Origin of the sequence: Streptomyces sp. 2131.1 (assembly GCF_900105515.1) — a bacterium.
Lineage (GTDB): Bacteria > Actinomycetota > Actinomycetes > Streptomycetales > Streptomycetaceae > Streptomyces > Streptomyces drozdowiczii.
This window is the reverse complement of sequence record NZ_FNSY01000001.1, coordinates 5,545,125-5,567,234: the sequence shown is the minus strand read 5'-3', so window position 1 is coordinate 5,567,234 and position 22,110 is coordinate 5,545,125. Positions and strand designations below refer to the sequence as shown.

Genomic DNA, 22,110 nt, shown 5'->3' with positions numbered 1-22,110 from the left:
GGCCCGCGCCACCGCACCGCCCGTCAGCTCACCCGCGCGGCCCGGTGCTTGACGGCCTTGAGGCGGACCTCGGCGGGCAGCCGGTCCAGCCCCGCGGAGTCCCGGGCGTGCGCCAGCGCCTCGTCGCTCAGCCGGCCCAGCGCCTCGTCCGGCGCGGCGTGCGGCTCCATCAGCAGCCGGACCCGGGCGGCCGGGGTGGAGCGCTTGCCGGTCAGCGTGACCTGGGCGCGGGCCACCCCGTCCAGGGCGCCCGCCTCCCCGGCGAGCACACCCTCCAGGGCCCGGCCGCGCAGCAGGGCGCCCTCGCCGTCGCCGCTGTCCACGAGCACCTCGGAGAGGCGGGCGCGGCGGAACTGCGCCAGCAGCCACCACAGGGCGAGGACCACGAGGACGGCGAGGACCGCGATCACGGTGGGCCACCACCAGCCCTCGGCGCGCCAGCGGTCGCGGTCCGCCTCACTCAGCAGCACGTCGTTCTTGCCGTACCAGGGCCACCAGGACGGTACGGACAGACCGGTCGCGGCGGCCAGGACGCCGCCGCCGACACAGATCAGCACCAGCCCGGCGAGGCCCAGCAGTACCCGGTTGACGGTCCTGAGCACGCCGTTCACCCCTTCTTCGCCGGCCGGCGGACATGGACCGACAGGCTCGGCTGCCTGGCGAGTCCCAGTTCTCGGATGCCCGTGGAGAGCACGGTGTCCAGGTCGGCCCGCACGTCGTCGAGTTCCCTGAAGTGCGCCACGGCACGCACCCCGACCTTGCTCCGGCCCATCCGGACCCGGACGGACTGCACGCCGGACACCTCGACGGCCCGGTCCCGCAGCACCATGGCGGCGGCCGTCCGGTCGAGCGCGGCGCGCACGTCGGTGTGGGCCCGGCGCATCGGGAGCAGGTCGCGCAGGCCCGGGGTGAGCGCGAGGAGCAGCAGCCAGAGGCCGAGGGCGGCGGCGACGGAGGCGCCGGTGAGCACCCAGACGTCGTCGAGCCGGCGGGTCGCGAGTTCGTCCGCGAGGGTGCGGCGCCACTGCATGGCCGGGTGTCCGGCGCGGACCGCGGCCACGTCGTAGAGAAGCAGGCCGCTCGCGCCGAGCACCACCGCGGCGACGATGCCGGCGGGGACGCGGCGGGCGGACCAGAAGCGGCCCGCGTGACCGTCGGGCCGCTCCTTGTCGGGTGCGGGGTCGTACGCCGCGGACGAGGCGGACTGGTCGAGCGCGAGGACGGCGCCGCCGTGTTCCACCGGCCCTGCGCCGGGCGGTCGCCGCGTGCCGTCGTCCGGGTCGTGGGGCTCGGTCATCGGATCCTCCCCTGTGCCGCGAGGCTCGCTCCTGTGGGATGCAGGCGTTCGACCTGTACGGCCACTTCGGGCACCTCCATCCCCGCCAACGCCTTTACCCGCTCGGCGACCCGCCGACGCACGGCGCCGCACTGGTGGCCGATGTCACCGGGATATCCCAGCTCCAGACTCACCCGTACGCGGGCGGTGTCGCGGTGCACGGTGACCGTGGCACGCGGCGACGCCGCCTCCTTCGGGGTCGTGTCGACCGCCTCCTTGGCCGCCTGGGCGGCGATCTTCGCGACCACCCGGTCGGCGATCCGCGTCTCTCCCCGCTCCCCGGCCGCGACCGGTCCGCTCGCCCCCGACAACGCCGTCACCGCCGTCGGTCGCCGCGCTCGCGACTCCGGAAGAAGTCGCCGGGTTCCAGGTCGCCGTCGAGGAAGCGGCCGGCGACGAAGCCGACCGCCCCGAGGGCGGCCACCAGCACAAAGGCACCGAACCCGCCGAAGTACCCGGCGAATCCGAGCGCCATCCCGGCCAACAGGCCGGCCACAGCCATGCTCATCGTCTGCTCCTCAGTTGCTGTGGACGCCGGGACTACTGGACGCGCGACTCGGAATCGTCGTCGTCATCGTCCTCGTCGGGAAGCTTCACGTCGCTGACGGCGATGTTGACCTCGACGACCTCCAGACCCGTCATGCGCTCGACGGCCGCCACCACGTTCTCCCGTACATCGCGGGCTACATCGGCGATCGACACGCCGTAGTCGACGACGATCTCCAGGTCCAGCGCGGTCTGGGTCTCGCCGACCTCGGCCTTGACCCCGCGGGTGACCGACTTGGAGCCGCCGGGGACCCGGTCACGGACGGCACCGAACGTCCGGGACAGGCCGCTGCCCATCGCGTGCACCCCGTCGACGTCGCGTGCCGCCATTCCGGCGATCTTCTCGACGACTCCGTCCGCGATCGTCGTACGGCCGCGGGTGCCGGGGTCGCCTCCGCCGCGCTTGGTCAGGCTGCTGCCGCCCGAGGCGTTGTTGTCGGAGTTCTCGGGCCGGTTGCGCTGTGGGGTCTCGGTCATCGCCGTACTTCCCTTCGGGGCAGGTTTGACTTCTTTTGCCCACACTAAGGGTGCTTGCCCCGACTCGCGCCGTGGATACGGCAGTCTGGTGGCATGACGACGGCTGACGGCCCGCACAGGGCCCACGCGTGGACGGCTGCGGTACGGCAACGGCTCGCGCTGGGCCGACTGATCCCCCTGGGCGGCCCGGCGGACGGTGCCTGGATCGCCGAGCGGGCCGCGGTCGCGGTACTGCGCCGGGCGGTGGCGGGCCCGGAGCCCGGGCCGGTGCTCGGCGAGCTGCGCATCGCCGTGGCCGACCCGGGGTCGGCTCCCGCCCCCCAGGTGCCCCCGCCCGCGAGCGCGTTGCCGCCGGGCCCCCTACGAATCGAGGCGACGATGACCGCGACGGCCGACCGGCCCCTGCCCGCAGCAGCGGAGGCGCTGCGCGAGGCCCTTCTGTCGGCCGCCGCGCGGCGGCTCGGCCTGGTGGTCGCCGAGGTGGACCTGCGGGTGACGGGACTGGTGGACGGCTCGTCCGAACAGGTGGCACCGGACCCGGTGGAGCTGCGCCCGGCGCCCGCGGAGAACGCGGCGGGGCGTGCGGCCGCCGGAGTGGCCGGGGTGGCGGCACTGACCGGGATGCTGGGCCCGGCGGTGCGGACCGGCGCGGACCACGTACAGGTCGAGCTGGCGGCGGAGAGCGGTCACCGCGCGCTCGACGTTGCGCTCGCCGTGCGGCAGGCGGTGGCGGAGGCGTCCGAGGGCCGGCCGTCGGTCGCGGTGCTGGTCACGGCGGTGTCGGGCGAGGCCGCGGCGGGCTGACCGGAGGCGTACGGTGCCCCCGGCCGACCCGTACGGGATCAGTCGAGGGCGCCCGCCAGGTCGCGGAGGCGGCGGCCCTGCGCGGCCCGTTCGGCGGCGCGCTGCTCCTCGTACGTACGCGAGACGGCGCCGCCCAGCAGTGCCTTGGTCTCGATGACGGCGTCGCGCGGCGCGGCCAGCAGGGCGCCGGCCAGGTCGCGGGCGGCGCCTTCGAGTTCGGCGGCGGGCACGACGAGATTGGCCAGGCCGGTGCGCTCGGCCTCCTCGGCGTGCACGAAGCGTCCGGTGGCGCAGATCTCCAGCGCGCGGGCGTACCCCACGAGGTGCACCAGGGGGTGCGTACCCGTGAGGTCGGGCACCAGGCCGAGGCTGGTCTCGCGCATGGCGAATTGGACGTCCTCGGCGACGATGCGCAGGTCACAGGCGAGGGCGAGCTGGAAGCCCGCACCGATGGCGTGCCCCTGGACGGCCGCGACCGACACGATGTCGTTGCGGCGCCACCAGGTGAACGCCTCCTGGTATTGGGCGATCAGCACGTCGAGGTCGGCCTCCGGGCCGCGCCCCATGTCGAGGAAGGACGGCTCACCGTCGAATCCCTCGGGGGTGAACGCCTGGCGGTCGAGCCCGGCGGAGAACGACACGCCTTCGGCGCGCAGCACGACGACCCGCACACTGCCGGGCAGAGCCCGTCCGGCCTCGGTCAACGCCCGCCACAGAGCGGGAGACTGGGCGTTGCGCTTGGCCGGATTGGTGAGGGTCACCGTGGCAACCGCGTCATCGACGGTGAGTCGTACGCCGTCCTTGTCGAGCACGGAGTCGAGCGAGGTCATACGGAGCCTCCGGATCGGGTGCAGTCAGCACATGAAGCTAAGTGACTGAACAGTAACCACCGGATCGACCCTGCGGTCGACCGGGTGGCCGCACCCGGAACCGGGAACCCCCGGGGCCCTGACGCGCCCCGGTCCGCTGTCGGCCGTCAGGCCGTCGCGGCCTTCTTGCCTCGTGTGGCGCCGCCGCGTCCGCGGAGCGTCACTCCGGATTCGCTGAGCATCCGGTGGACGAATCCGTAGGAGCGGCCCGTTTCCTCGGCCAGCGCCCGGATGCTCGCACCGGAGTCGTACTTCTTCTTCAGGTCTGCCGCGAGCTTGTCACGCGCGGCGCCGGTCACCCGGCTGCCCTTCTTCAGAGTCTCGGCCACCCGTGCCTCCTCATGGGAAGTGCGCTCTGGACTCTCATGATCACCCCTCGGGCGCTTCCTGGCCACCCATTCGGCAAGGTCTCTGCGACCGGATTCGCGCCCCGGGAGTGCGCCGGTGCGACCGGAATGCCTCGTTCCACCAGCTCGTACGGGGTGCCCGGCGGCCACTCCGGAGGGAACGTCCAGGTCAGAGCCCACTAGGGAACGGTGGCCGAAATGGGTGCGCCCGGCAGCTATCTGCCGGGCGCCGCGCCGAGGTACGAGACGTACTCACGCAGATGAAGGATCTCGGGTAGGCCGAATGATCCAGTCGAGGGGACCGGAATGATCCGCTCCGGGGATCAGGCCAGCGCGACCAGGTCCCGGTAGTCCGCGCCCCACAGGTCCTCGATGCCGTCCGGGAGCAGGATGATCCGCTCCGGCTGCAGGGCCTCCACCGCGCCCTCGTCGTGCGTGACGAGGACGACGGCGCCCTTGTACGTACGCAGCGCGCCGAGGATCTCCTCGCGGCTGGCCGGGTCGAGGTTGTTGGTGGGCTCGTCGAGCAGGAGCACGTTGGCGGAGGAGACGACCAGCGTCGCGAGGGCGAGACGGGTCTTCTCACCGCCGGAGAGCACCCCGGCGGGCTTGTCCACGTCGTCCCCGGAGAACAGGAACGAGCCGAGCGTCTTGCGGACGGCCACGAGGTCCAGGTCGGGCGCGGCGGAGCGCATGTTCTCCAGGACCGTGCGGTCGGGGTCCAGGGTCTCGTGCTCCTGGGCGTAGTAGCCGAGCTTGAGGCCGTGGCCCTCGACGACCTGGCCGGTGTCGGGCTGCTCGGCGCCGCCGAGGAGCCGCAGCAGCGTCGTCTTGCCGGCGCCGTTGAGGCCGAGGATGACGACGCGGGAGCCCTTGTCGATCGCGAGGTCGACGTCGGTGAAGATCTCCAGCGAGCCGTAGGACTTGGACAGCCCCTCCGCCATCAGGGGCGTCTTGCCGCACGGCGAGGGGTCCGGGAAGCGCAGCTTGGCGACCTTGTCGGCGACCCGGGTCTCGTCGAGGCCGGACAGCAGCCGGTCGGCGCGCTTGGCCATGTTCTGCGCGGCGACGGTCTTGGTGGCCTTGGCGCGCATCTTGTCGGCCTGGGCGTTGAGGGCCGCGGCCTTCTTCTCGGCGTTCTGGCGCTCGCGCTTGCGGCGCTTCTCGTCGGCCTCGCGCTGCTGCTGGTAGAGCTTCCAGCCCATGTTGTAGACGTCGATCTGGGAGCGGTTGGCGTCGAGGTAGAAGACCTTGTTGACGACCGTCTCGACGAGCTCGACGTCGTGGGAGATCACGACGAAGCCGCCGCGGTAGGTCTTCAGGTAGTCGCGCAGCCAGACGATGGAGTCCGCGTCGAGGTGGTTGGTGGGCTCGTCGAGGAGCAGCGTGTCGGCGTCCGAGAAGAGGATGCGGGCCAGCTCGACGCGGCGGCGCTGACCGCCGGAGAGAGTGTGCAGCGGCTGGCCGAGCACCCGGTCGGGCAGGCTGAGCGCGGCGGCGATGGTGGCGGCCTCGGCCTCGGCGGCGTACCCGCCCTTGGTCAGGAACTCCGTCTCCAGGCGCTCGTACTTCTTCATCGCCTTCTCGCGGGTGGCGCCCTTGCCGTTCGCCATCCGGTCCTCGTTCTCCCGCATCTTGCGCAGGATCTCGTCGAGACCGCGGGCGGACAGGACCCGGTCCCTGGCCAGGACGTCGAGGTCGCCGGTGCGCGGGTCCTGCGGGAGGTAGCCCACCTCGCCGGAGCGGGTGATGGTGCCGGCGGCGGGGGTTCCCTCGCCCGCGAGGCACTTGGTGAGGGTGGTCTTGCCCGCTCCGTTGCGGCCGACGAGGCCGATGCGGTCGCCCTTGGCGATGCGGAAGCTGGCGGATTCGATGAGCAGACGGGCGCCGGCGCGCAGCTCGATGCCGGAGGCGGTGATCACGGGGAGGTACTCCAGGGCGGAATGGACGGCGGAGGAACGGCAGGCGGTGACGACTCGACGCCGTTACTCACGCACACGCACAAGGAGGACTGCCATGGAAACCAGTCTACTGGCGGTGTCCACCGACTTTTCCGCGTGCTCCACGTCACTCCCCCGCTGCGCGAAGGCAGGCATGCCCGGACCGACTGCCGGATACTCGGCGTACGGAACAGACGGTAACCGTTCGTGGCGGAGGGTGGTGCGATGCAGTTCGACGACGACGCCGATCTGGACACGTCGGAGGTCAGGGACGTACGGGGCAGCCGCATCCCCGGCGGCCGGGCCACCGTGGGCGGCGGGATCGCCGGTGTCGTCGCGCTGATCCTGGGGCTGCTCTTCGGCGTCGGACCCGATCAGCTCGGCCTCTCCTCGGGCGACTCCGACCCGGGGGCGACCGCCTCGTCGGCGGCGCAGGTTTCGCGGGAATGCCGGACCGGGCGGGACGCCAACACCAAGGGCGACTGCCGGATCGTCGCGGTGGTCAACAGCGTGCAGGACTACTGGGACCAGGAGTTCGCCCGCCGCGACGCGCGGTACGCCACGGCGCGCACGGTGCTGTTCACCGACCGGATCAGCACGGCCTGCGGCTCCGCGACCTCGGCCGTGGGGCCGTTCTACTGCCCCGGCGACCGGCAGGTCTATCTGGACCTGGGGTTCTTCGACGAGCTGCGCACGAAGTTCGGGTCGAGCGGCGGGCCGTTCGCCCAGGCGTACGTCGTCGCGCACGAGTACGGGCATCACGTGCAGAACCAGATGGGGACCCTGGGCCGCGCCCAGGACGGGCGGACCGGCGAGAACAGCAACGCGGTGAAGGTGGAGCTCCAGGCGGACTGCTACGCCGGGGTGTGGGCGCACCACGCGACCACCACGCCCGACGAGTCGACCGGGCGCCCGCTGATCACGGAGGTCACCCGGGCGGACATCCGCGACGGGCTGGACGCGGCGGCGTCGGTGGGGGACGACCGGATCCAGGAGCGGTTCCAGGGGCGGGTGACGCCCGAGTCCTGGACGCACGGGTCGGCGGCGCAGCGGCAGGAGTGGTTCACGGCGGGGTTCCGGGGCGGGGACATGGGGGATTGCGACACGTTCCGCTGACGGCGGGCAGTGAAATCAAGCTCTCCGGCGATTGAGGAGCGGGGGTACGGGGGTGGAGCCCCCGGTTACGAGCCGCCCGTGTGGACCTGGAACGCCGCCTTGCGCACCGCCTTGGCCAGGGCCGGGTCCGGGTGGGCCGCCGCCAGGGCGACCAGGACCTGGACCGTACGGGGGTGGCCGACGGCCCGGACCTCGTCCAGCAGCGCCGGCACCGTGCCCTGGACGGCCGAGTCGAGGTGGCGGACCAGGAGCCCCGTCTCGCCGTGGTCCGCGACGGCCGCCGCCGTGTCGACCCAGAGCCAGGTGGCCTCCTCGCGGCTGAGGACCTCCTGGGCGTCCTCGGGGTCCTTGCCGTCGTACTCCGCGAGCCAGAGCAGCGCGTACGGGCGCAGCGACGGGTCGGTGACGACGGACCGGACCTCGGGCTCCGCGGGGGCGCCGACGACGCGCAGGGCCTCGAAGGCGAGGCCGCGCAGCAGGGCGTCCTCGCCCCGGGCGACGTCGAGCAGTTCGGCGACGGCGCTGCCGACGGGCCGGGCGGCCAGCCAGGCGCGGTACTCGGCGCGGGCGGGGCCGGGGGTGAGGCGGGCGCAGCCGAGGAGCATGTCGGCGGCGGCCTGCTCGATGTTGCCGGCCGGGCTCTGGGCGGCGACGCAGATCTGTTCCAGCTTGACCCAGACCGCCCAGTTGCCGAGGGGCGTCAGGGTGGCCTGGCCGGTGCCGAGGGTGAGCGCGCCGACGGCGGCCAGGCCCTCCAGGGCCCAGTCCAGCAGGAGCGCGACGAGCTCCGGCGCGTGGGTGGACGCCGGTTCGGCGGGGGCGGGCAGCGGCTCGGGGCCGTACGGCACCTCGCAGCGCTCCTCGTGGAGTTCCGCGACGCGCTGGCCGAGGAGGTCGAGCAGCGCGGGGACGGTGACGGGGCCCGCCGAGAGCTGGAGCAGCGAGAGGACCTGGGGGACGGCCTCGACGGCCTCGGCGACGGCGGTGGACTCGATGCCCGGGGGCGCGGGGTGGGCGAGCGACCAGGCGTCGAAGAGGGCGACCCAGCCGCGGAGCACCGCGGAGTCGTCCCGGTCCCAGGCGCGCAGCCTCCAGCCAGGCCGTGCGGTGTCGCCGTGGAGTTCGACCAGGCCGGCGAGGCGGGCGCGGTCCCAGCCGGCGCGCACCTGCGCCGGTGAGAGCTCCAGCGCGGCGGCCGCGTGTTCCAGGGCCCGGGCGGCGAGTGGGGGGCTTCCGGGGGTTGCCGCGTCGGCCGCCCAACGGGCGATCCGGACGGCCTCGGCGAGCACCTTCCGGGCCTGGCGGGCCAGTTCCGCCCGGGGCGGGGTGCCCTCCGGGGGCCGCGGCGCGGGCCTGGTGTGCCGGGTGGCCACGGCCTTGCGAGCGGTGGTGAGGGGTCGCGGGCGGACAAGTCGCAGCCTGGAGTCGCGCGGGGTACGGGACGTCACGGGGAGCAGTCTTGCCCCTGTCGGCCCGAAAGCCCAAACGGAACCCGTCTCACCGGTGTTCGCGGGCCTCCGCACCGGCGGGGACCAATCGGCCGAACCGGCGCATCACCTCACATCAGGGGCGTGAGGAAGCGTCGCAGGGTCTCCTCGTAGTGGGCCGGGTCGGCGTTCCACATCGCCGCATGCGGAGCCCGGTCCACGGTGTGCAGGGAGACCGTGTCGGGGCGGGTCGCGGCGAGCCGGCGGGAGTGCACCCAGGGCGCCAGCGTGTCGTCGGGGCCGTGGAAGATCAGCGTCGGCACGTGCAGGGTCGCCGGCAGCGAGGTCTCCAGGAGCCCCGTGCCGTGCAGCCCGGTCTGGCCCTGGGCGGCGCGCACGGCCAGCGGCAGCAGCGCGGCGGGGACGCCGCGGGCGGCGGCCAGGCCGCGCAGGGTGTCGTTCCAGTCCAGCACCGGGGAGTCGAGGACGAGGCCGGAGATCCGGTCGCGGAAGGCGGAGCCGGCGCAGGCGTGCAGGGCCATCGAGGCGCCGGTGGACCAGCCGTACAGGATGACCTGCTCGGCGCCGCCGCGGACGGCGAAGCGGATGGCGGCGTCCAGGTCGCGCCACTCGGACTCGCCGAGGTGGCCGAGCCCGTCCGGGGAGCGGGGGGCGCCCGGGTCGCCGCGGTAGGCGAGGTCGAGCACGGGCAGTTGCTGGCCGTGCAGGAAGCCGAGGACGTTCAGTGGGTGCTCACGGGTGGCTCCGATGCCGTGGACGGTGATGACCCAGGTGGGGCGGGGTGCCGGGACGAGCCAGGCGGGCAGCGTGCCGAGTTCGCCGGGGATCTCCACCTCGCGGAAGGCGAGGCCGAGCGCGCTGCCGGGGTCGCCGCTGAACACCTGGGGCGTCAGTCGGACCTTGTCGCCGGGCGTCAGGATGCCGAGGTCGACGCGTTCGAGGCGGCGTACGACGGTGTCGGCGGCCTGGTGGGCCTTGTCGAGCACGGGGCCGACGACGGCGTGGACGCCCTTGCCGCTGAGCCCGTAGGTGCCGGGGCGCAGCGAGGTCAGGGACCGGGTCAGGGTGATCTGCCCGGCGGCCGTGGCGTGGACGGTGAGTTCGCGGTCGGCGGGGAGCGGACGTCCGGGCGGCGTCTTCAGGGCGACGTCGCCGGCGAACCGGCCGGCCGCGACGGCTGCCGCACCGGCGCCGATGAGTGTGGTGACGGCCGCTGCCGTCGCTGTAACCGGGCGCACACCACCAGTGTCGGGGTCGGGGCGGCGCGATGCCAGTGGGCAGGGCCGTCCGGTGGCGACTCAGCGCTGCCCGTATCCCTTGAGGGCCTCCCCCACGTCACCCAGCTGGGCCTCCGACAGCAGGGCCGGGGTGCGGCCGGGGACGGAGCTGGCGGTGAGCCATACATGGCAGAGCCATTCGAGCTGGGCGGTGCGGTCGTACGCCTCGTCGAGGGTGGCGCCGCAGGTGACGGTGCCGTGGTTGGCGAGCAGGCAGCCGGTGCGGTCACGGAGGGCGGCGAGCATGTTCGCCGCCAGTTCGGGGGTGCCGTATCTGGCGTAGGGGGCGACCCGGACGGTGCCGCCCAGGATCGCGGCGGCGTAGTGGACCGGGGGGACCTCGGTGACGAGCGTGGAGACGGCGGTGGCGTGGACCGCGTGGGTGTGTACCACGGCGGTCGCGCCCGTGTTCCGGTAGACGGCGAGGTGAAGGGGAAGTTCGCTGGTGGGGGCCAGGGTGCCGAGGATCTGGTTGCCTTCCGGATCGACGCCGGTCAGGTCCTCGGGGCGGAGCCGTTCGTACGGCACTCCGCTGGGTGTGACGAGCACCGTGTCGCCTATGCGCAGCGAGACGTTTCCGGAGGTTCCGACGACCAGGCCCTCGGCCGCCGTCCGGCGGGCCGTGGCGACGAGCGCCCGCCATCCCCGGGCGATGACCTCGTGCTGTCCGTCACTCATTCGAAGATCCTTTCCGGGCCCCGCCCGGGCGCCGCGGCGGGGGTCACCGCAACGCCCCGCTCAGTTCATCTTCTGTTCACTCAAGTTGCCTACGTTCCACGTGCCAATGACGTCGAACGATTGCCTGGGTAAATGGAACACATCACGCTGCTGCTCGCGATAGTGATCGTGACAGCTCTAGTGTTCGATTTCACGAACGGTTTCCACGACACCGCCAACGCGATGGCCACGACCATCTCGACCGGCGCCCTCAAACCCAAGACGGCGGTCGCGATGTCCGCCGTTCTCAATCTGGTCGGCGCGTTCCTGTCCGTGGAGGTCGCGAAGACGATCTCCGGCGGGATCGTCAATGAGGACGGCCTCAGAACCGAGGTCATCTTCGCGGCGCTCGTCGGCGCCATCCTGTGGAATCTTCTGACCTGGCTGGTCGGGCTCCCGTCCAGCTCCTCCCACGCACTGTTCGGCGGCCTCATCGGCGCCGCGGTGATGTCCGCCGGCTGGTCGTCGGTCAACGGGGGCACCGTCGTCACCAAGGTGCTGCTGCCCGCCGTCGCCGCCCCGATCGTGGCCGGCGTGGCCGCGCTCCTGGCCACCCGGCTCACGTACCGGATCGGCGGGAAGGTCCGGAACGACGCCCAGGAGAAGGCCACCGCCAAGGGCTACCGGGCCGGCCAGATCGCCTCGGCCGGGCTCGTCTCGCTCGCCCACGGCACCAACGACGCGCAGAAGACGATGGGCATCATCACGCTCGCCCTGGTCACCGGCGGCGTCCTCTCCCCCGGCTCCAACCCGCCGGTGTGGGTCATCGTCAGCGCCGGTCTGGCCATCGCGCTCGGCACGTACCTCGGCGGCTGGCGCATCATCCGCACCATGGGCAGCGGCCTGACGGAGCTGAAGCCCCCGCAGGGCTTCGCCGCCCAGACCAGCGCGGCCACGGTCATCCTGGCCTCCTCGCACCTCGGCTTCTCCCTCTCCACCACCCAGTCCTGCTCCGGGGCCGTGATGGGCGCGGGCCTCGGCCGCTCCGGGGGTGTGGTCCGCTGGTCCACCGCCACCCGGATGTTCGTCGCGTGGGGCCTGACCCTGCCGGCGGCCGGTCTGGTCGGCGCGGGGGCGGAGTTCCTGACCAAGCAGGGCACCTGGGGCGTCGTGGTCGTCGCGGCGCTGCTGATCGCCGGTTCGGGGGCGATCTGGATGCTCTCGCGCCGCAAGCCCGTCGGCCACGGCGATGTGGCGCCCGGCTCCGAGGACGCGGCCCCGGCCGAGCCCGCGGGGGTCGTCACCCAGGCCATCGCGGCCGTGAGCCCGCCGCCCACCGTGGCGCAGGCGCACGACCTCTCCGCCACCATCCCGGCGCCCGCCGGACCCGTCGCCGCCGATCCGGCCCGACCCGCCACGGTCTGAGAGACCCCGGTACTCCGGTAAAGGACACCCCGTATGAACATCGACTGGGCAGCTCTGGGCACCGTCTTCGGCGTCTCCCTCGTCACCACCGTCGCCCTGGTGGGCCTCTTCACCCTCGGCGTCGTCGGCCTCTCCAAGCAGCCGGAACCGGCCGCGCAGGGCGGTCCGGCGGGCGGCTCGGTCCTGCTGGCCCGCGCCGGGGCGTACGTCTGCTTCGGACTGTGCGCGGCGGCCGTCGCGTACGGCATCTATCTGATCGTCGCCTGACGCACCACCTCCCCATCGGGCCGGACGCACCCGTGTGCGTCCGGCCCGATGTGCGTCCGCCCACACCGCGCCGTCGCAGGTCAACAGCGAGTTGACGGGCGTTCGCGGGGCGTGGTGGACTGCCGGAGCCATTACGGCGACAGCAGAGGAAGCCGGTGCGAATCCGGCGCGGTCCCGCCACTGTCACCGGGGAGCGGTCCCCCACCACCGCGCACGTCACGGCCCGCGCGAGCGGGCTGGAAGACCGGGGGAATCCGCCGATCCGGAAGCCAGGAGACTCTCGTCGCCGTCACGTCGAACCAGGGCGCGGACCCTGAGTGAGGACATGTCGCCATGCCCGGCTGCCGTACGGCTCCCTTCCCAGCACCCCTGTCGGCGGACACCGGTACGGCCGGCTGAGCCGTGCGTGCCGATCGCATCTACGCGTACGGCGCCGCCGCCGGCCTGATCGGCGACCTGCTGCTCGGTGACCCCCGCCGGGGGCACCCGGTCGCCGCCTTCGGGCGGGCCGCCGCGGCCGTCGAACACCGGCTCTGGCGCGACCACCGCGGCCGGGGCGCCCTGCACACCCTGGTCTGCGCCGGAGGCGCGGCCGGGGGTGCCGCGCTCGCCGCCCACGCCCTGCGCCGCCACCCCGTCGCGTCCGTCGCCCTGACCGCCGCCGCCACCTGGTCCGTCGTCGGCGGTACGTCGCTGGGGCGCGAGGCCCGCGCCATCGGCGGGGCGCTCGCCGCCGGGGACGTCGAACTGGCCCGGGAGCGGCTGCCGCACCTGTGCGGGCGCGACCCGCAGGCGCTGGACGGCCCCGGGATCGCGCGCGCCGTCGTCGAGTCCGTCGCCGAGAACACCTCGGACGCCGTGGTCGGCGCCCTCGTCTGGGGCGCCCTCGCCGGTGTCCCCGGGCTCGTCGGCTTCCGCGCCGCCAACACGCTCGACGCGATGGTCGGCCACAAGTCGCCCCGCTACCGGCGGTACGGCTGGGCCTCGGCCCGGCTCGACGACCTCGCCGGCTGGCCGGGCGCCCGGCTGACCGCCCTGCTCGCCGTGACCGCCGGGGGCCGGCCCCGGGAGGCGGTACGGGCCTGGCGGGCGGACGCCGCGACCCACCCGAGCCCCAACGCGGGCCCGGTGGAGGCCGCGTTCGCCGGGGCGCTCGGCGTACGGCTCGGCGGGACCCTCGCCTACGGCGGCCGTGTCGAGCACCGGCCCGTGCTCAACGGGGCGGCCGGACGTGCGGTGGAGACCGCGGACATCGAACGCGCCGTGCGCCTCTCGCGCCGGGTGGGCCTGCTCGCCCTCGGCGTCACCGTGGCGGCCCGGCTGGGCGCGGCCTCGGTGACGCGCCGGGCCCGGATGCCTCACAGACCTCGTACCTCTGGACGGAGAGCGATATGAGCGGCGGACTGCTGGTCGCCGGGACCACCTCGGACGCGGGCAAGAGCGTCGTGACGGCGGGCATCTGCCGGTGGCTGGTGCGCCAGGGGGTGAAGGTCGCCCCGTTCAAGGCGCAGAACATGTCCCTGAACTCCTTCGTCACCCGCGAGGGCGCCGAGATCGGCCGCGCCCAGGCGATGCAGGCCCAGGCCGCCCGTGTCGAGCCGACCGCCCTGATGAACCCGGTGCTGCTCAAGCCCGGCGGCGACCGCTCCAGCCAGGTCGTCCTGATGGGGCGGCCGGTCGGCGAGATGAGCGCCCGCGGCTACCACGGCGGGCGGCAGGAACAGCTGCTGTCCACCGTCACGGACTGCCTGGAGCAGCTGCGGAGCACGTACGACGCGGTGATCTGCGAGGGCGCGGGCTCGCCCGCCGAGATCAACCTGCGGCGCACGGACATCGTGAACATGGGCATCGCCCGCGCGGCCCGCTTCCCCGTGGTGGTCGTCGGGGACATCGACCGGGGCGGGGTCTTCGCCTCGTTCTTCGGCACGACCGCGCTGCTCGCGCCGGAGGACCAGGAGCTGATCGCGGGGTACCTGGTCAACAAGTTCCGGGGCGACGTCTCGCTGCTTGAGCCGGGCCTCGACATGCTGCGCGACCTGACGGGCCGCCCCACCTACGGGGTGCTGCCGTTCGCGCACGGGCTCGGCATCGACGAGGAGGACGGCCTCAGGGTGTCGCTGCGCGGCACCGTGAGGGAGTCGACGGTCGCCCCGCCGCACGGCGAGGACGTCCTGCGCGTCGCCGTGTGCGCGATCCCGCTGATGTCCAACTTCACCGACGTGGACGCGCTCGCCGCCGAACCGGGCGTCGTCGTGCGGTTCGTGGACCGGCCCGAGGAGCTGGCCGACGCGGACCTCGTCATCGTGCCCGGCACCCGGGGCACCGTGAAGGCGCTCGCCTGGCTGCGCGAACGCGGACTCGCCGACGCGCTGCGGCGGCGCGCCGCCGACGGCCGGCCGGTGCTCGGCGTCTGCGGCGGCTACCAGATCCTGGGCGAACACATCGAGGACGAGGTCGAGTCGCGCGCCGGGCAGGTCGACGCGCTCGGTCTGCTGCCCGTACGCGTGCGCTTCGACCGCGAGAAGACCCTCGCCCGGCCCTCCGGCGAGGCGCTCGGCGCGCCCGTCGAGGGGTACGAGATCCACCACGGCGTCGCCGATGTGCGCGGCGGCGAACCGTTCCTGACGGACGGGCGGGGCACGCCGCTGGACGGCTGCCGCTCGGGGGCCGTGTGGGGCACCCACTGGCACGGTTCGCTGGAGAGCGACGCGTTCCGCCGCCTGTTCCTGACGGAGATCGCCCGGACCGCGGGCCGCCACTTCGTGCCCGCCCCCGACACCTGCTTCGCCGCGCTGCGCGAGGAGCAGCTCGACCGCCTCGGCGACCTGATCGAGGAGCACGCGGACACCGCCGCGCTGTGGCGGCTCATCGAGTCGGGCGCGCCGTCCGGACTGCCGTTCATCCCGCCGGGAGCGCCCGCCATCCCCGTCAAGGAGGCCCTGTGAGTACGCCCTACCCCTTCACCGCCATCGTCGGCCAGGACGACCTGCGGCTCGGGCTGCTGCTCAACGCGGTCAGCCCGGCCGTGGGCGGGGTTCTGGTCCGTGGTGAGAAGGGCACCGCCAAGTCGACCGCCGTGCGCGCGCTGGCCGCGCTGATGCCGGAGGTCTCCGTCGTGCCGGGGTGCCGGTTCTCCTGCGACCCCGCCGCACCGGATCCCGCGTGTCCGGACGGCCCGCACGAGGGCGCCTCCGGCGTGTCGCGGGCGGCGCGGACCGTGGAGCTGCCCGTCGGCGCCTCCGAGGACCGGCTCGTCGGGGCGCTCGACATCGAGCGGGCCCTCGCGGAGGGCGTGAAGGCGTTCGAACCGGGGCTGCTCGCGGACGCGCACCGAGGAATCCTGTACGTCGACGAGGTCAATCTTCTCCACGACCACCTGGTGGACCTCTTGCTGGACGCGGCGGCCATGGGTGCCTCGTACGTGGAGCGCGAGGGCGTCTCCGTACGGCACGCGGCACGGTTCCTGCTCGTCGGCACGATGAACCCCGAAGAGGGGGAGCTGCGGCCCCAGTTGCTCGACCGGTTCGGGCTGACCGTGGAGGTCGCGGCCTCCCGGGAGACGGACCAGCGGGTGGAGGTCGTGCGGCGGCGGCTGGCGTACGAGGACGACCCGGCGGGCTTCGCGGCGCGCTGGGCCCCCGAGGAAGCGGAGTTGCGGGAGCGGATCGCGGCGGCCCGGGCGCTGCTGCCCGAAGTGGTGCTCGGTGACCAGGCGTTGCGGCAGATCGCGGCGACCTGCGCGGCCTTCGAGGTGGACGGGATGCGCGCCGACATCGTGATGGCCAGGACCGCCACCGCGCTCGCCGCGTGGGCGGGGCGCACCGACGTACTCGCCGAGGACGTCCGGCAGGCGGCGCTGCTCGCGCTCCCCCACCGGCGCCGGCGCAACCCCTTCGACGCGCCGGGGCTCGACGAGGACAAGCTCGACGACACGCTGGAGCAGAACGGCGGCGGGGACGACGATCCGGAACCGGACGGGCCCGGTGACGGCGGTGGCGACGGAAGTGGCGGCGGGCTCCCGCCGCAGGGGGACGGGCCCGACACGCCGCCCCCGCCCGCCGACGGCGCCGACGACACGCCCGGCCGGGGCGGCTCGGAGCAGTCCGAGCCGGGTGCGCCCGTGCCGGGGCAGGGCGGGGAGCAGCAGCCCGTACGGGCCGGTGAGCCGTTCCGAACGAAGATGCTGAGCGTGCCCGGTCTCGGCGAGGGCGCGGCGGGGCGGCGGTCCCGGGCGCGCACCGAGCACGGGCGGACGACCGGTGCGCGGCGGCCCGAGGGCGCGCTGACCAAGCTGCATCTGGCCGCGACCGTCCTGGCCGCCGCCCCGCACCAGCGGGCGCGGGGCCGGTCCGGGCGGGGCCTGGTGGTGCGGCGGGACGATCTGCGGCAGGCGACGCGGGAGGGGCGCGAGGGCAACCTCGTGCTGTTCGTCGTGGACGCCTCCGGGTCGATGGCCGCCCGGCAGCGCATGGGCGCCGTGAAGGGCGCGGTGCTGTCCCTGCTGATGGACGCCTACCAGCGGCGCGACAAGGTCGGGCTGATCACTTTCCGGGGCCGGGAGGCGGAGCTGGCGCTGCCGCCGACCTCGTCGGTGGACGCGGCGGCGGCCCGGCTGGAGTCGCTGCCGACCGGCGGGCGCACCCCGGTGGCCGCCGGGCTGCTGAAGGCCCATGACGTGCTGCGGGTGGAGCGGCTGCGCGATCCGTCCCGGCGGGCGCTGCTGGTCGTGGTGACGGACGGGCGCGCGACCGGCGGGCCCGACCCGGTGGCACTGGCCGCTCGGGCCGCCCGGCTGCACGCGGCCGAGGGCGTCGCGTCGGTCGTCGTGGACTGCGAGACGGGGCCGGTACGGCTGGGGCTCGCGGCGGACCTCGCGCGCGACCTGGGCGGCACCGCCGTCACGCTCGACGAGCTGCGCGCCGAGTCGATCGCCGGGCTGGTCAAGGACGTCCGGGGCGCGGGCCTCGGGCACACCGACAGGAGGGCCGCGTAATGCCGCAGGGACAGCCGGAGAGCGTGCCGGACGACGGACTCACCACCCGGCAGCGGCGCAACCGCCCGCTGCTGATGGTCCACACCGGCATCGGCAAGGGGAAGTCGACCGCGGCCTTCGGGCTCGCGCTGCGCGCCTGGAATCAGGGGTGGCCCATCGGGGTCTTCCAGTTCGTGAAGTCCGCGAAGTGGAAGGTCGGCGAGGAGAACGCCCTGAAGGTCCTCGGCGCGAGCGGCGAGGGCGGGTCCGTCGCCTGGCACAAGATGGGCGAGGGCTGGTCCTGGGTCCAGCGCGACGACCAGACGGACAACGAGGCGAAGGCCCGCGAGGGCTGGGAGCAGGTCAAGCGCGACCTGGCCGCCGAGACGTACCGGCTGTACGTGCTCGACGAGTTCGCCTACCCGCTGCACTGGGGGTGGATCGACACCGACGAGGTCGTCGAGGTGCTGCGCGGCCGGCCCGGTACGCAGCACGTCGTCATCACCGGCCGCAACGCGCCCGCCGCGCTGCTGGACGCGGCGGACCTGGTGACGGACATGTCGAAGGTCAAGCACCCGATGGACGCCGGGCAGAAGGGCCAGAGGGGCATCGAGTGGTGAACATCCCCCGCCTGGTCGTCGCCGCGCCCTCCTCGGGCAGCGGCAAGACCACCGTCGCCACGGGGCTGATGGCCGCGTTCGCCGCGCGCGGGCTCGCCGTGTCCGGGCACAAGGTGGGCCCCGACTACATCGACCCCGGCTTCCACACGCTGGCGACCGGGCGGCCGGGCCGCAACCTCGACGCGTACATGTGCGGGCCCGATCTCGTCGCGCCGCTCTTCGCGCACGGGGCGCGGGGGTGCGGACTGGCGGTCGTCGAGGGCGTCATGGGGCTGTACGACGGGGCCTCGGGGCTCGGCGAGCTGGCGTCCACCGCGCACGTGGCGAAGCTGCTGCGGGCACCGGTGGTGCTCGTCGTGGACGCGTCCTCGCAGTCGCGGTCGGTGGCGGCGCTGGTGCACGGGTTCGCGTCCTGGGACACCGGGGTGCGGATCGGCGGGGTGATCCTGAACAAGGTGGGGTCCGACCGGCACGAGGCGCTGTTGCGGGAGGCGCTGGAGGAGTCGGGGGTGCCGGTGCTGGGTGCCTTGCGTCGGGCGGAGGGGGTTTCCGTGCCGTCGCGGCATCTGGGGTTGGTGCCGGTGGCGGAGCGGCGGTCCGATGCGGTGGCCGCTGTCGCGGCGATGGCGGGGCAGGTGGCTGCGGGGTGCGATCTGGAGGGGCTGTTGGCGTTGGCGCGGTCTGCGCCTGCGTTGCCGCCGGGCGGGGTGTGGGATGCGGGGGATGCTGTCGCCGGGAGTGTTCCCCTACCCGCCCCTTCCCGTAACCGGGGCTCCGCCCCGGACCCCGCTCCTCAAACGCCGGAGGGGCTGAAGAACCGGCCTGTTGTTGCTGTTGCCGGTGGGGCTGCATTTACGTTTTCTTATGCGGAGAACACCGAGTTGCTCGCCGCCGCCGGGGCCGACGTCGTGACCTTTGATCCGCTGCGGGACGAGGCGTTGCCGCTGGGGACCCGGGGCGTCGTCATCGGGGGTGGGTTCCCCGAGGTGTACGCGCCCGAGCTGTCGGCCAACGAAGCGTTGCGGAAGGCCGTCTCGGAGTTGGCTCGCTCGGGGGCGCCGGTGGCCGCCGAGTGTGCCGGGTTGTTGTATCTGGCGCGGTCGTTGGACGGGCTGCCGATGTGCGGGGTGCTCGACGCCGACGCGCGGATGACCAAGCGGCTGACGCTCGGGTACCGGGACGCCGTCGCGCTCACCGACAACGTGCTGGCGCCCGCGGGAGCGCGGATGCGGGGGCACGAGTTCCACCGGACCGTCATCGAGCCGGGGGCGGGCGACGAGCCCGCCTGGGGCATGCACCGGCCCGAGCGGCGCGTCGAGGGGTTCGTCCGGGGGAACATACACGCGAGTTATCTGCACACCCACTGGGCCGCCTCGCCCGGGACGGCCGCTCGGTTCGTCGCGCGGTGCCGGGGGTGAACGCGAGGGCGGAGTCACTGCGCGAGGCCCACCACCAGCCAGATGAAGCACACTCCGGCCACCGTGCACAGGAGCGTGGAGCGGGCCGGGTGGTCGTGGTGCGCCTCGGGCAGGATCTCCGCGGCGGCGAGGTAGAGGAGCGCGCCGCCGAAGAAGCCGAGATAGCAGCCGAGCAGTTCCTCCGGCAGGGTGAACAGCAGGGTCGTCGCCGCCCCGACGACGGGGGCCGCCGCGTCCGCGAACAGCATCGTCAGGGCCTTGCGGCGGGCGTTCCCGTACAGGCTGGTGATCGTGTACGTGTTGAAGCCGTCCGCAAAGTCGTGCGTGATCACGGCGAGCGCGACGGCCGCCCCCATCCCGCCGCCGACCTGGAAGGCCGCGCCGAGCGCGACGCCGTCCATCAGGCTGTGGCCGACCATCGCGGCCGCCGCCGTGAGCCCGACCTGAGGGACGCGCTCATCGGCCGCCCCGTGGGCCGCCTGGCGCACCGCGAGCAGCCGCTCCACCAGATGGGCCACCAGGAAGCCGCCGACGAACAGCAGCAGCGCCGCCGGGACGCCGAAGACGAGGCCGCCCGCCGCCTCCACGGCCTCGGGCAGCAGGTCCAGGCCGACCACGCCGAGCATCAGCCCGCCGGCCAGTCCGAGGACCAGGTGGCGGCGGTCGCTGACGCGCTGGGCGACCCAGCCGCCGGCCAGGGTCATCAGGAACGCGCCGAGCGCGACGAACACCGCCATGGCCTCTTGCTAGCCGATGCACCCCGGTCCGCGCATCTCGGCACGCTCGTCGTCGGGGTCGGCGCCTCCCGGGGCGTCTGTGCCGACGAGGTGGCCGGGCTGGTTCTGGAGGTGCTGCGGGAGGCGGGGCTTCCGGTGGGCGCGGTCGCCGAGTTGGTCACCGTCGCGCCGAAGGTCCGTGAACCGGGGATCGTGGGCGCCGCCGCCCGGCTCGGGCTGCCGCTGCGGGCGCACCCGGCCGAGGTGCTGGCCCGGGTCGCCGTTCCGCACCCCTCCGGCGCCGCGCTCGCCGCCCTCGGCACCCCCTCGGTGGCCGAGGCCGCCGCCCTCGTCGGCGGCGGTCAACTCCTCGTACCCAAAAGGAAGTCCCGGCCGCGCGACGGGCACCCGTCGATGGCCACCTGCGCGCTCGTGCGCCGGCCGGTCGGGACCGTTGCGTGAAACAGGGTGCGGGGCGCATAGTCGTCCTGCCGGAGTCCACCCAGGCGACGGCGCACTCCCCCACATCACACCCCCACCACGGCGGTCATGCACACTCCCACTGAGAGTCCCGACGCGACAGGCGCGGGCACGCACGATCTGCGTCACCACGGAGACGCGGAAGTACGCGGACGGGACCGGGATCTGACCGATCTCGCCGTCAACGTACGGGCCGGGACCCCACCGGCCTGGCTGAAGGAGCGGATAGCCGACTCGCTGGGCTCGCTCGCCGCGTATCCCGACGGGCGCGAGGCGCGCGCCGCCGTCGCCGCGCGGCACGGACTGCCGCCGGAGCGGGTCCTGTTGACGGCGGGCGCGGCCGAGGCGTTCGTCCTGATCGCCCGCGCGCTGCCGGCCGAGCGGCCGTATGTGGTGCACCCCCAGTTCACCGAGCCGGAGGCGGCGCTGCGCGCGGCCGGGCACCAGGTGGGCCGGGTACTGCTGCGGGCCGGGGACGGTTTCCGGCTCGACCCGGCCGACGTGCCCGCCGAGGCGGACCTGGTAGTGGTCGGCAATCCGACCAACCCGACCTCCGTGCTCCACCCCGCCACCGTCCTCGAACGGCTGGCGCGCCCCGGCCGGACCCTGGTGGTCGACGAGGCGTTCATGGACGCGGTGCCGGGCGAGCGCGAGGCCCTGTGCGGGCGTACGGACATCCCCGGGCTCGTCGTCCTGCGCAGCCTCACCAAGACCTGGGGGCTCGCCGGGCTGCGCATCGGCTACGTGGCCGCCGACCCGGAGACGATCCGCACCCTGGAGGAGGCCCAGCCGCTGTGGCCGGTCTCGTCGCCCGCGCTGGCGGCGGCGAAGGCGTGCGTGGAGCCCCGGGCGCTCGCGGAGGCCGCCGGTGCGGCGGACCGGGTCGCCGTGGACCGGGCCCATCTGGTCGCCGGGCTCCGGGAGTTCTCGGAGATCCGGGTGGTGGAGCCGGCCGAGGGGCCGTTCGTGCTGATCCGCCTCGACGGGGCGGCCGAGATACGGGACCGGCTGCGGATGCTGGGCTTCGCGGCCCGGCGCGGCGATACGTTTCCCGGGCTCGGGGACGGGTGGCTGCGGCTGGCGGTACGCGACCGGACGACGACCAACCGCTTCCTCCAGGCGCTCGACCTGGCGCTCCAGGCGCTGACGGTGGTGGGGCGGTAGGCCGGCGATCTGTTCGGCGAGCGGTGCTCCTGCCCCGGTGGACCGCCGCTGCGAGTGGCGGGCGGCGCTCCGGACGGAGAACTTACGCACGCATCGTGAGCAGCGCTGCAGTCTCAGAGCGCCCGCACGCACGGTGAGCGGCGCTGCAGTCTCAGAGCGCCCGCACGCACGGTGAGCGGCGCTCCCCCCTCGGAGCACCGCTCACCAATCCCTCCCCCCGGAGGCCCTCCC

Annotated in this window: 21 protein-coding genes, 1 pseudogene and 1 riboswitch; of the genes and pseudogenes, 10 read left to right on the top strand and 12 right to left on the bottom strand. The window is 74.1% G+C overall.

The window, feature by feature from the left end; all coding sequences use genetic code 11:
- Positions 1-23 precede the first annotated feature (23 nt).
- From amaP to BLW14_RS25010, 5 genes are read right to left on the bottom strand one after another with little or no spacing between them, the layout of a single operon-like run.
- Entirely contained in the window at positions 24-611 is a 588-nt protein-coding gene (gene amaP / locus BLW14_RS25030) for an alkaline shock response membrane anchor protein AmaP (RefSeq protein WP_093709430.1), read from the bottom strand.
- Positions 608-1,297 (bottom strand): DUF6286 domain-containing protein, encoded by a 690-nt coding sequence (locus tag BLW14_RS25025; protein ID WP_093709429.1) that lies wholly within the window; start codon positions 1,295-1,297, stop codon positions 608-610. The genes amaP and BLW14_RS25025 overlap by 4 nt, the downstream gene beginning before the upstream one ends.
- Positions 1,294-1,656, bottom strand: coding sequence for an Asp23/Gls24 family envelope stress response protein (locus tag BLW14_RS25020; RefSeq protein WP_018518909.1), 363 nt, complete (start codon positions 1,654-1,656; stop codon positions 1,294-1,296). The genes BLW14_RS25025 and BLW14_RS25020 overlap by 4 nt, the downstream gene beginning before the upstream one ends.
- Entirely contained in the window at positions 1,653-1,844 is a 192-nt protein-coding gene (locus BLW14_RS25015) for a hypothetical protein (RefSeq protein WP_093709428.1), read from the bottom strand. The genes BLW14_RS25020 and BLW14_RS25015 overlap by 4 nt, the downstream gene beginning before the upstream one ends.
- A gap of 32 nt (positions 1,845-1,876) precedes the next feature.
- Positions 1,877-2,359 (bottom strand): Asp23/Gls24 family envelope stress response protein, encoded by a 483-nt coding sequence (locus BLW14_RS25010; protein WP_093709427.1) that lies wholly within the window; start codon positions 2,357-2,359, stop codon positions 1,877-1,879.
- 93 nt (positions 2,360-2,452) lie between these two features.
- Here BLW14_RS25010 and BLW14_RS25005 point away from each other — a divergent pair, with 93 nt between their 5' ends.
- Positions 2,453-3,163, top strand: coding sequence for a hypothetical protein (locus BLW14_RS25005; protein ID WP_093709426.1), 711 nt, complete (start codon positions 2,453-2,455; stop codon positions 3,161-3,163).
- A gap of 38 nt (positions 3,164-3,201) precedes the next feature.
- On the opposite strand, the gene BLW14_RS25000 is transcribed toward BLW14_RS25005, so the two are convergent.
- From BLW14_RS25000 to BLW14_RS24990, 3 genes are all read right to left on the bottom strand, one after another.
- A complete protein-coding gene (locus tag BLW14_RS25000; RefSeq protein ID WP_093709425.1) occupies positions 3,202-3,993 on the bottom strand; it encodes an enoyl-CoA hydratase/isomerase family protein in 792 nt (263 codons plus the stop codon).
- Positions 3,994-4,139: 146 nt separating this feature from the next.
- Positions 4,140-4,361, bottom strand: a complete 222-nt coding sequence (locus BLW14_RS24995) for a helix-turn-helix domain-containing protein (protein ID WP_018518904.1) — start codon at positions 4,359-4,361, stop codon at positions 4,140-4,142.
- A 341-nt stretch (positions 4,362-4,702) separates the two neighbouring features.
- Complete coding sequence (locus BLW14_RS24990) at positions 4,703-6,301, bottom strand: ABC-F family ATP-binding cassette domain-containing protein (RefSeq protein WP_018518903.1); 1,599 nt, start codon at positions 6,299-6,301, stop codon at positions 4,703-4,705.
- A 243-nt stretch (positions 6,302-6,544) separates the two neighbouring features.
- On the opposite strand from BLW14_RS24990, the gene BLW14_RS24985 reads away from it, so the two are divergent.
- A complete protein-coding gene (locus tag BLW14_RS24985) occupies positions 6,545-7,435 on the top strand; it encodes a KPN_02809 family neutral zinc metallopeptidase (RefSeq protein WP_093709424.1) in 891 nt (296 codons plus the stop codon).
- Positions 7,436-7,500: 65 nt separating this feature from the next.
- Here the strand turns inward: BLW14_RS24985 and BLW14_RS24980 are convergent, their stop codons facing one another.
- From BLW14_RS24980 to BLW14_RS24970, 3 genes are all read right to left on the bottom strand, one after another.
- Positions 7,501-8,808: a hypothetical protein gene (locus BLW14_RS24980; protein WP_093709423.1), complete on the bottom strand. Its 1,308-nt coding sequence runs from the start codon at positions 8,806-8,808 to the stop codon at positions 7,501-7,503.
- Between the two features lie 185 nt (positions 8,809-8,993).
- Positions 8,994-10,121, bottom strand: coding sequence for an alpha/beta hydrolase (locus BLW14_RS24975; protein WP_093709422.1), 1,128 nt, complete (start codon positions 10,119-10,121; stop codon positions 8,994-8,996).
- A 60-nt stretch (positions 10,122-10,181) separates the two neighbouring features.
- Positions 10,182-10,838, bottom strand: coding sequence for a class II aldolase/adducin family protein (locus tag BLW14_RS24970; protein WP_093709421.1), 657 nt, complete (start codon positions 10,836-10,838; stop codon positions 10,182-10,184).
- A gap of 132 nt (positions 10,839-10,970) precedes the next feature.
- Here BLW14_RS24970 and BLW14_RS24965 point away from each other — a divergent pair, with 132 nt between their 5' ends.
- The 7 genes from BLW14_RS24965 to BLW14_RS24935 all read left to right on the top strand — a co-directional run bounded on the left by BLW14_RS24965 (position 10,971) and on the right by BLW14_RS24935 (position 19,519).
- A complete protein-coding gene (locus BLW14_RS24965) occupies positions 10,971-12,242 on the top strand; it encodes an inorganic phosphate transporter (RefSeq protein WP_093709420.1) in 1,272 nt (423 codons plus the stop codon).
- A gap of 33 nt (positions 12,243-12,275) precedes the next feature.
- The gene (locus tag BLW14_RS24960; RefSeq protein ID WP_093709419.1) at positions 12,276-12,509 is read left to right on the top strand and encodes a hypothetical protein; all 234 of its coding nucleotides are present in this window, start codon (positions 12,276-12,278) and stop codon (positions 12,507-12,509) included.
- Between the two features lie 144 nt (positions 12,510-12,653).
- Positions 12,654-12,789: riboswitch (cobalamin riboswitch) on the top strand.
- A gap of 122 nt (positions 12,790-12,911) precedes the next feature.
- On the top strand, positions 12,912-13,904 hold the full coding sequence (locus tag BLW14_RS24955; protein WP_093709418.1) for a cobalamin biosynthesis protein: 993 nt from the start codon (positions 12,912-12,914) through the stop codon (positions 13,902-13,904).
- Positions 13,901-15,454, top strand: a complete 1,554-nt coding sequence (locus BLW14_RS24950; RefSeq protein WP_093709417.1) for a cobyric acid synthase — start codon at positions 13,901-13,903, stop codon at positions 15,452-15,454. Before BLW14_RS24955 ends, BLW14_RS24950 begins: the two co-directional genes overlap by 4 nt.
- Positions 15,451-17,502, top strand: coding sequence for a putative cobaltochelatase (locus BLW14_RS24945; protein ID WP_093709416.1), 2,052 nt, complete (start codon positions 15,451-15,453; stop codon positions 17,500-17,502). Before BLW14_RS24950 ends, BLW14_RS24945 begins: the two co-directional genes overlap by 4 nt.
- Positions 17,502-18,101, top strand: a complete 600-nt coding sequence (gene cobO, locus BLW14_RS24940) for a cob(I)yrinic acid a,c-diamide adenosyltransferase (protein ID WP_018518893.1) — start codon at positions 17,502-17,504, stop codon at positions 18,099-18,101. The genes BLW14_RS24945 and cobO overlap by 1 nt, the downstream gene beginning before the upstream one ends.
- Positions 18,095-19,519, top strand: a complete 1,425-nt coding sequence (locus BLW14_RS24935) for a cobyrinic acid a,c-diamide synthase CobB (protein WP_093709415.1) — start codon at positions 18,095-18,097, stop codon at positions 19,517-19,519. The genes cobO and BLW14_RS24935 overlap by 7 nt, the downstream gene beginning before the upstream one ends.
- A 14-nt stretch (positions 19,520-19,533) precedes the next feature.
- Here BLW14_RS24935 and BLW14_RS24930 read toward each other — a convergent pair whose 3' ends face one another.
- Positions 19,534-20,256, bottom strand: a complete 723-nt coding sequence (locus tag BLW14_RS24930; protein WP_093709414.1) for a ZIP family metal transporter — start codon at positions 20,254-20,256, stop codon at positions 19,534-19,536.
- Between the two features lie 6 nt (positions 20,257-20,262).
- Here BLW14_RS24930 and cobC point away from each other — a divergent pair.
- Positions 20,263-21,879: pseudogene (gene cobC, locus BLW14_RS24920) on the top strand (Rv2231c family pyridoxal phosphate-dependent protein CobC).
- Positions 21,880-22,110: the final 231 nt, after the last annotated feature.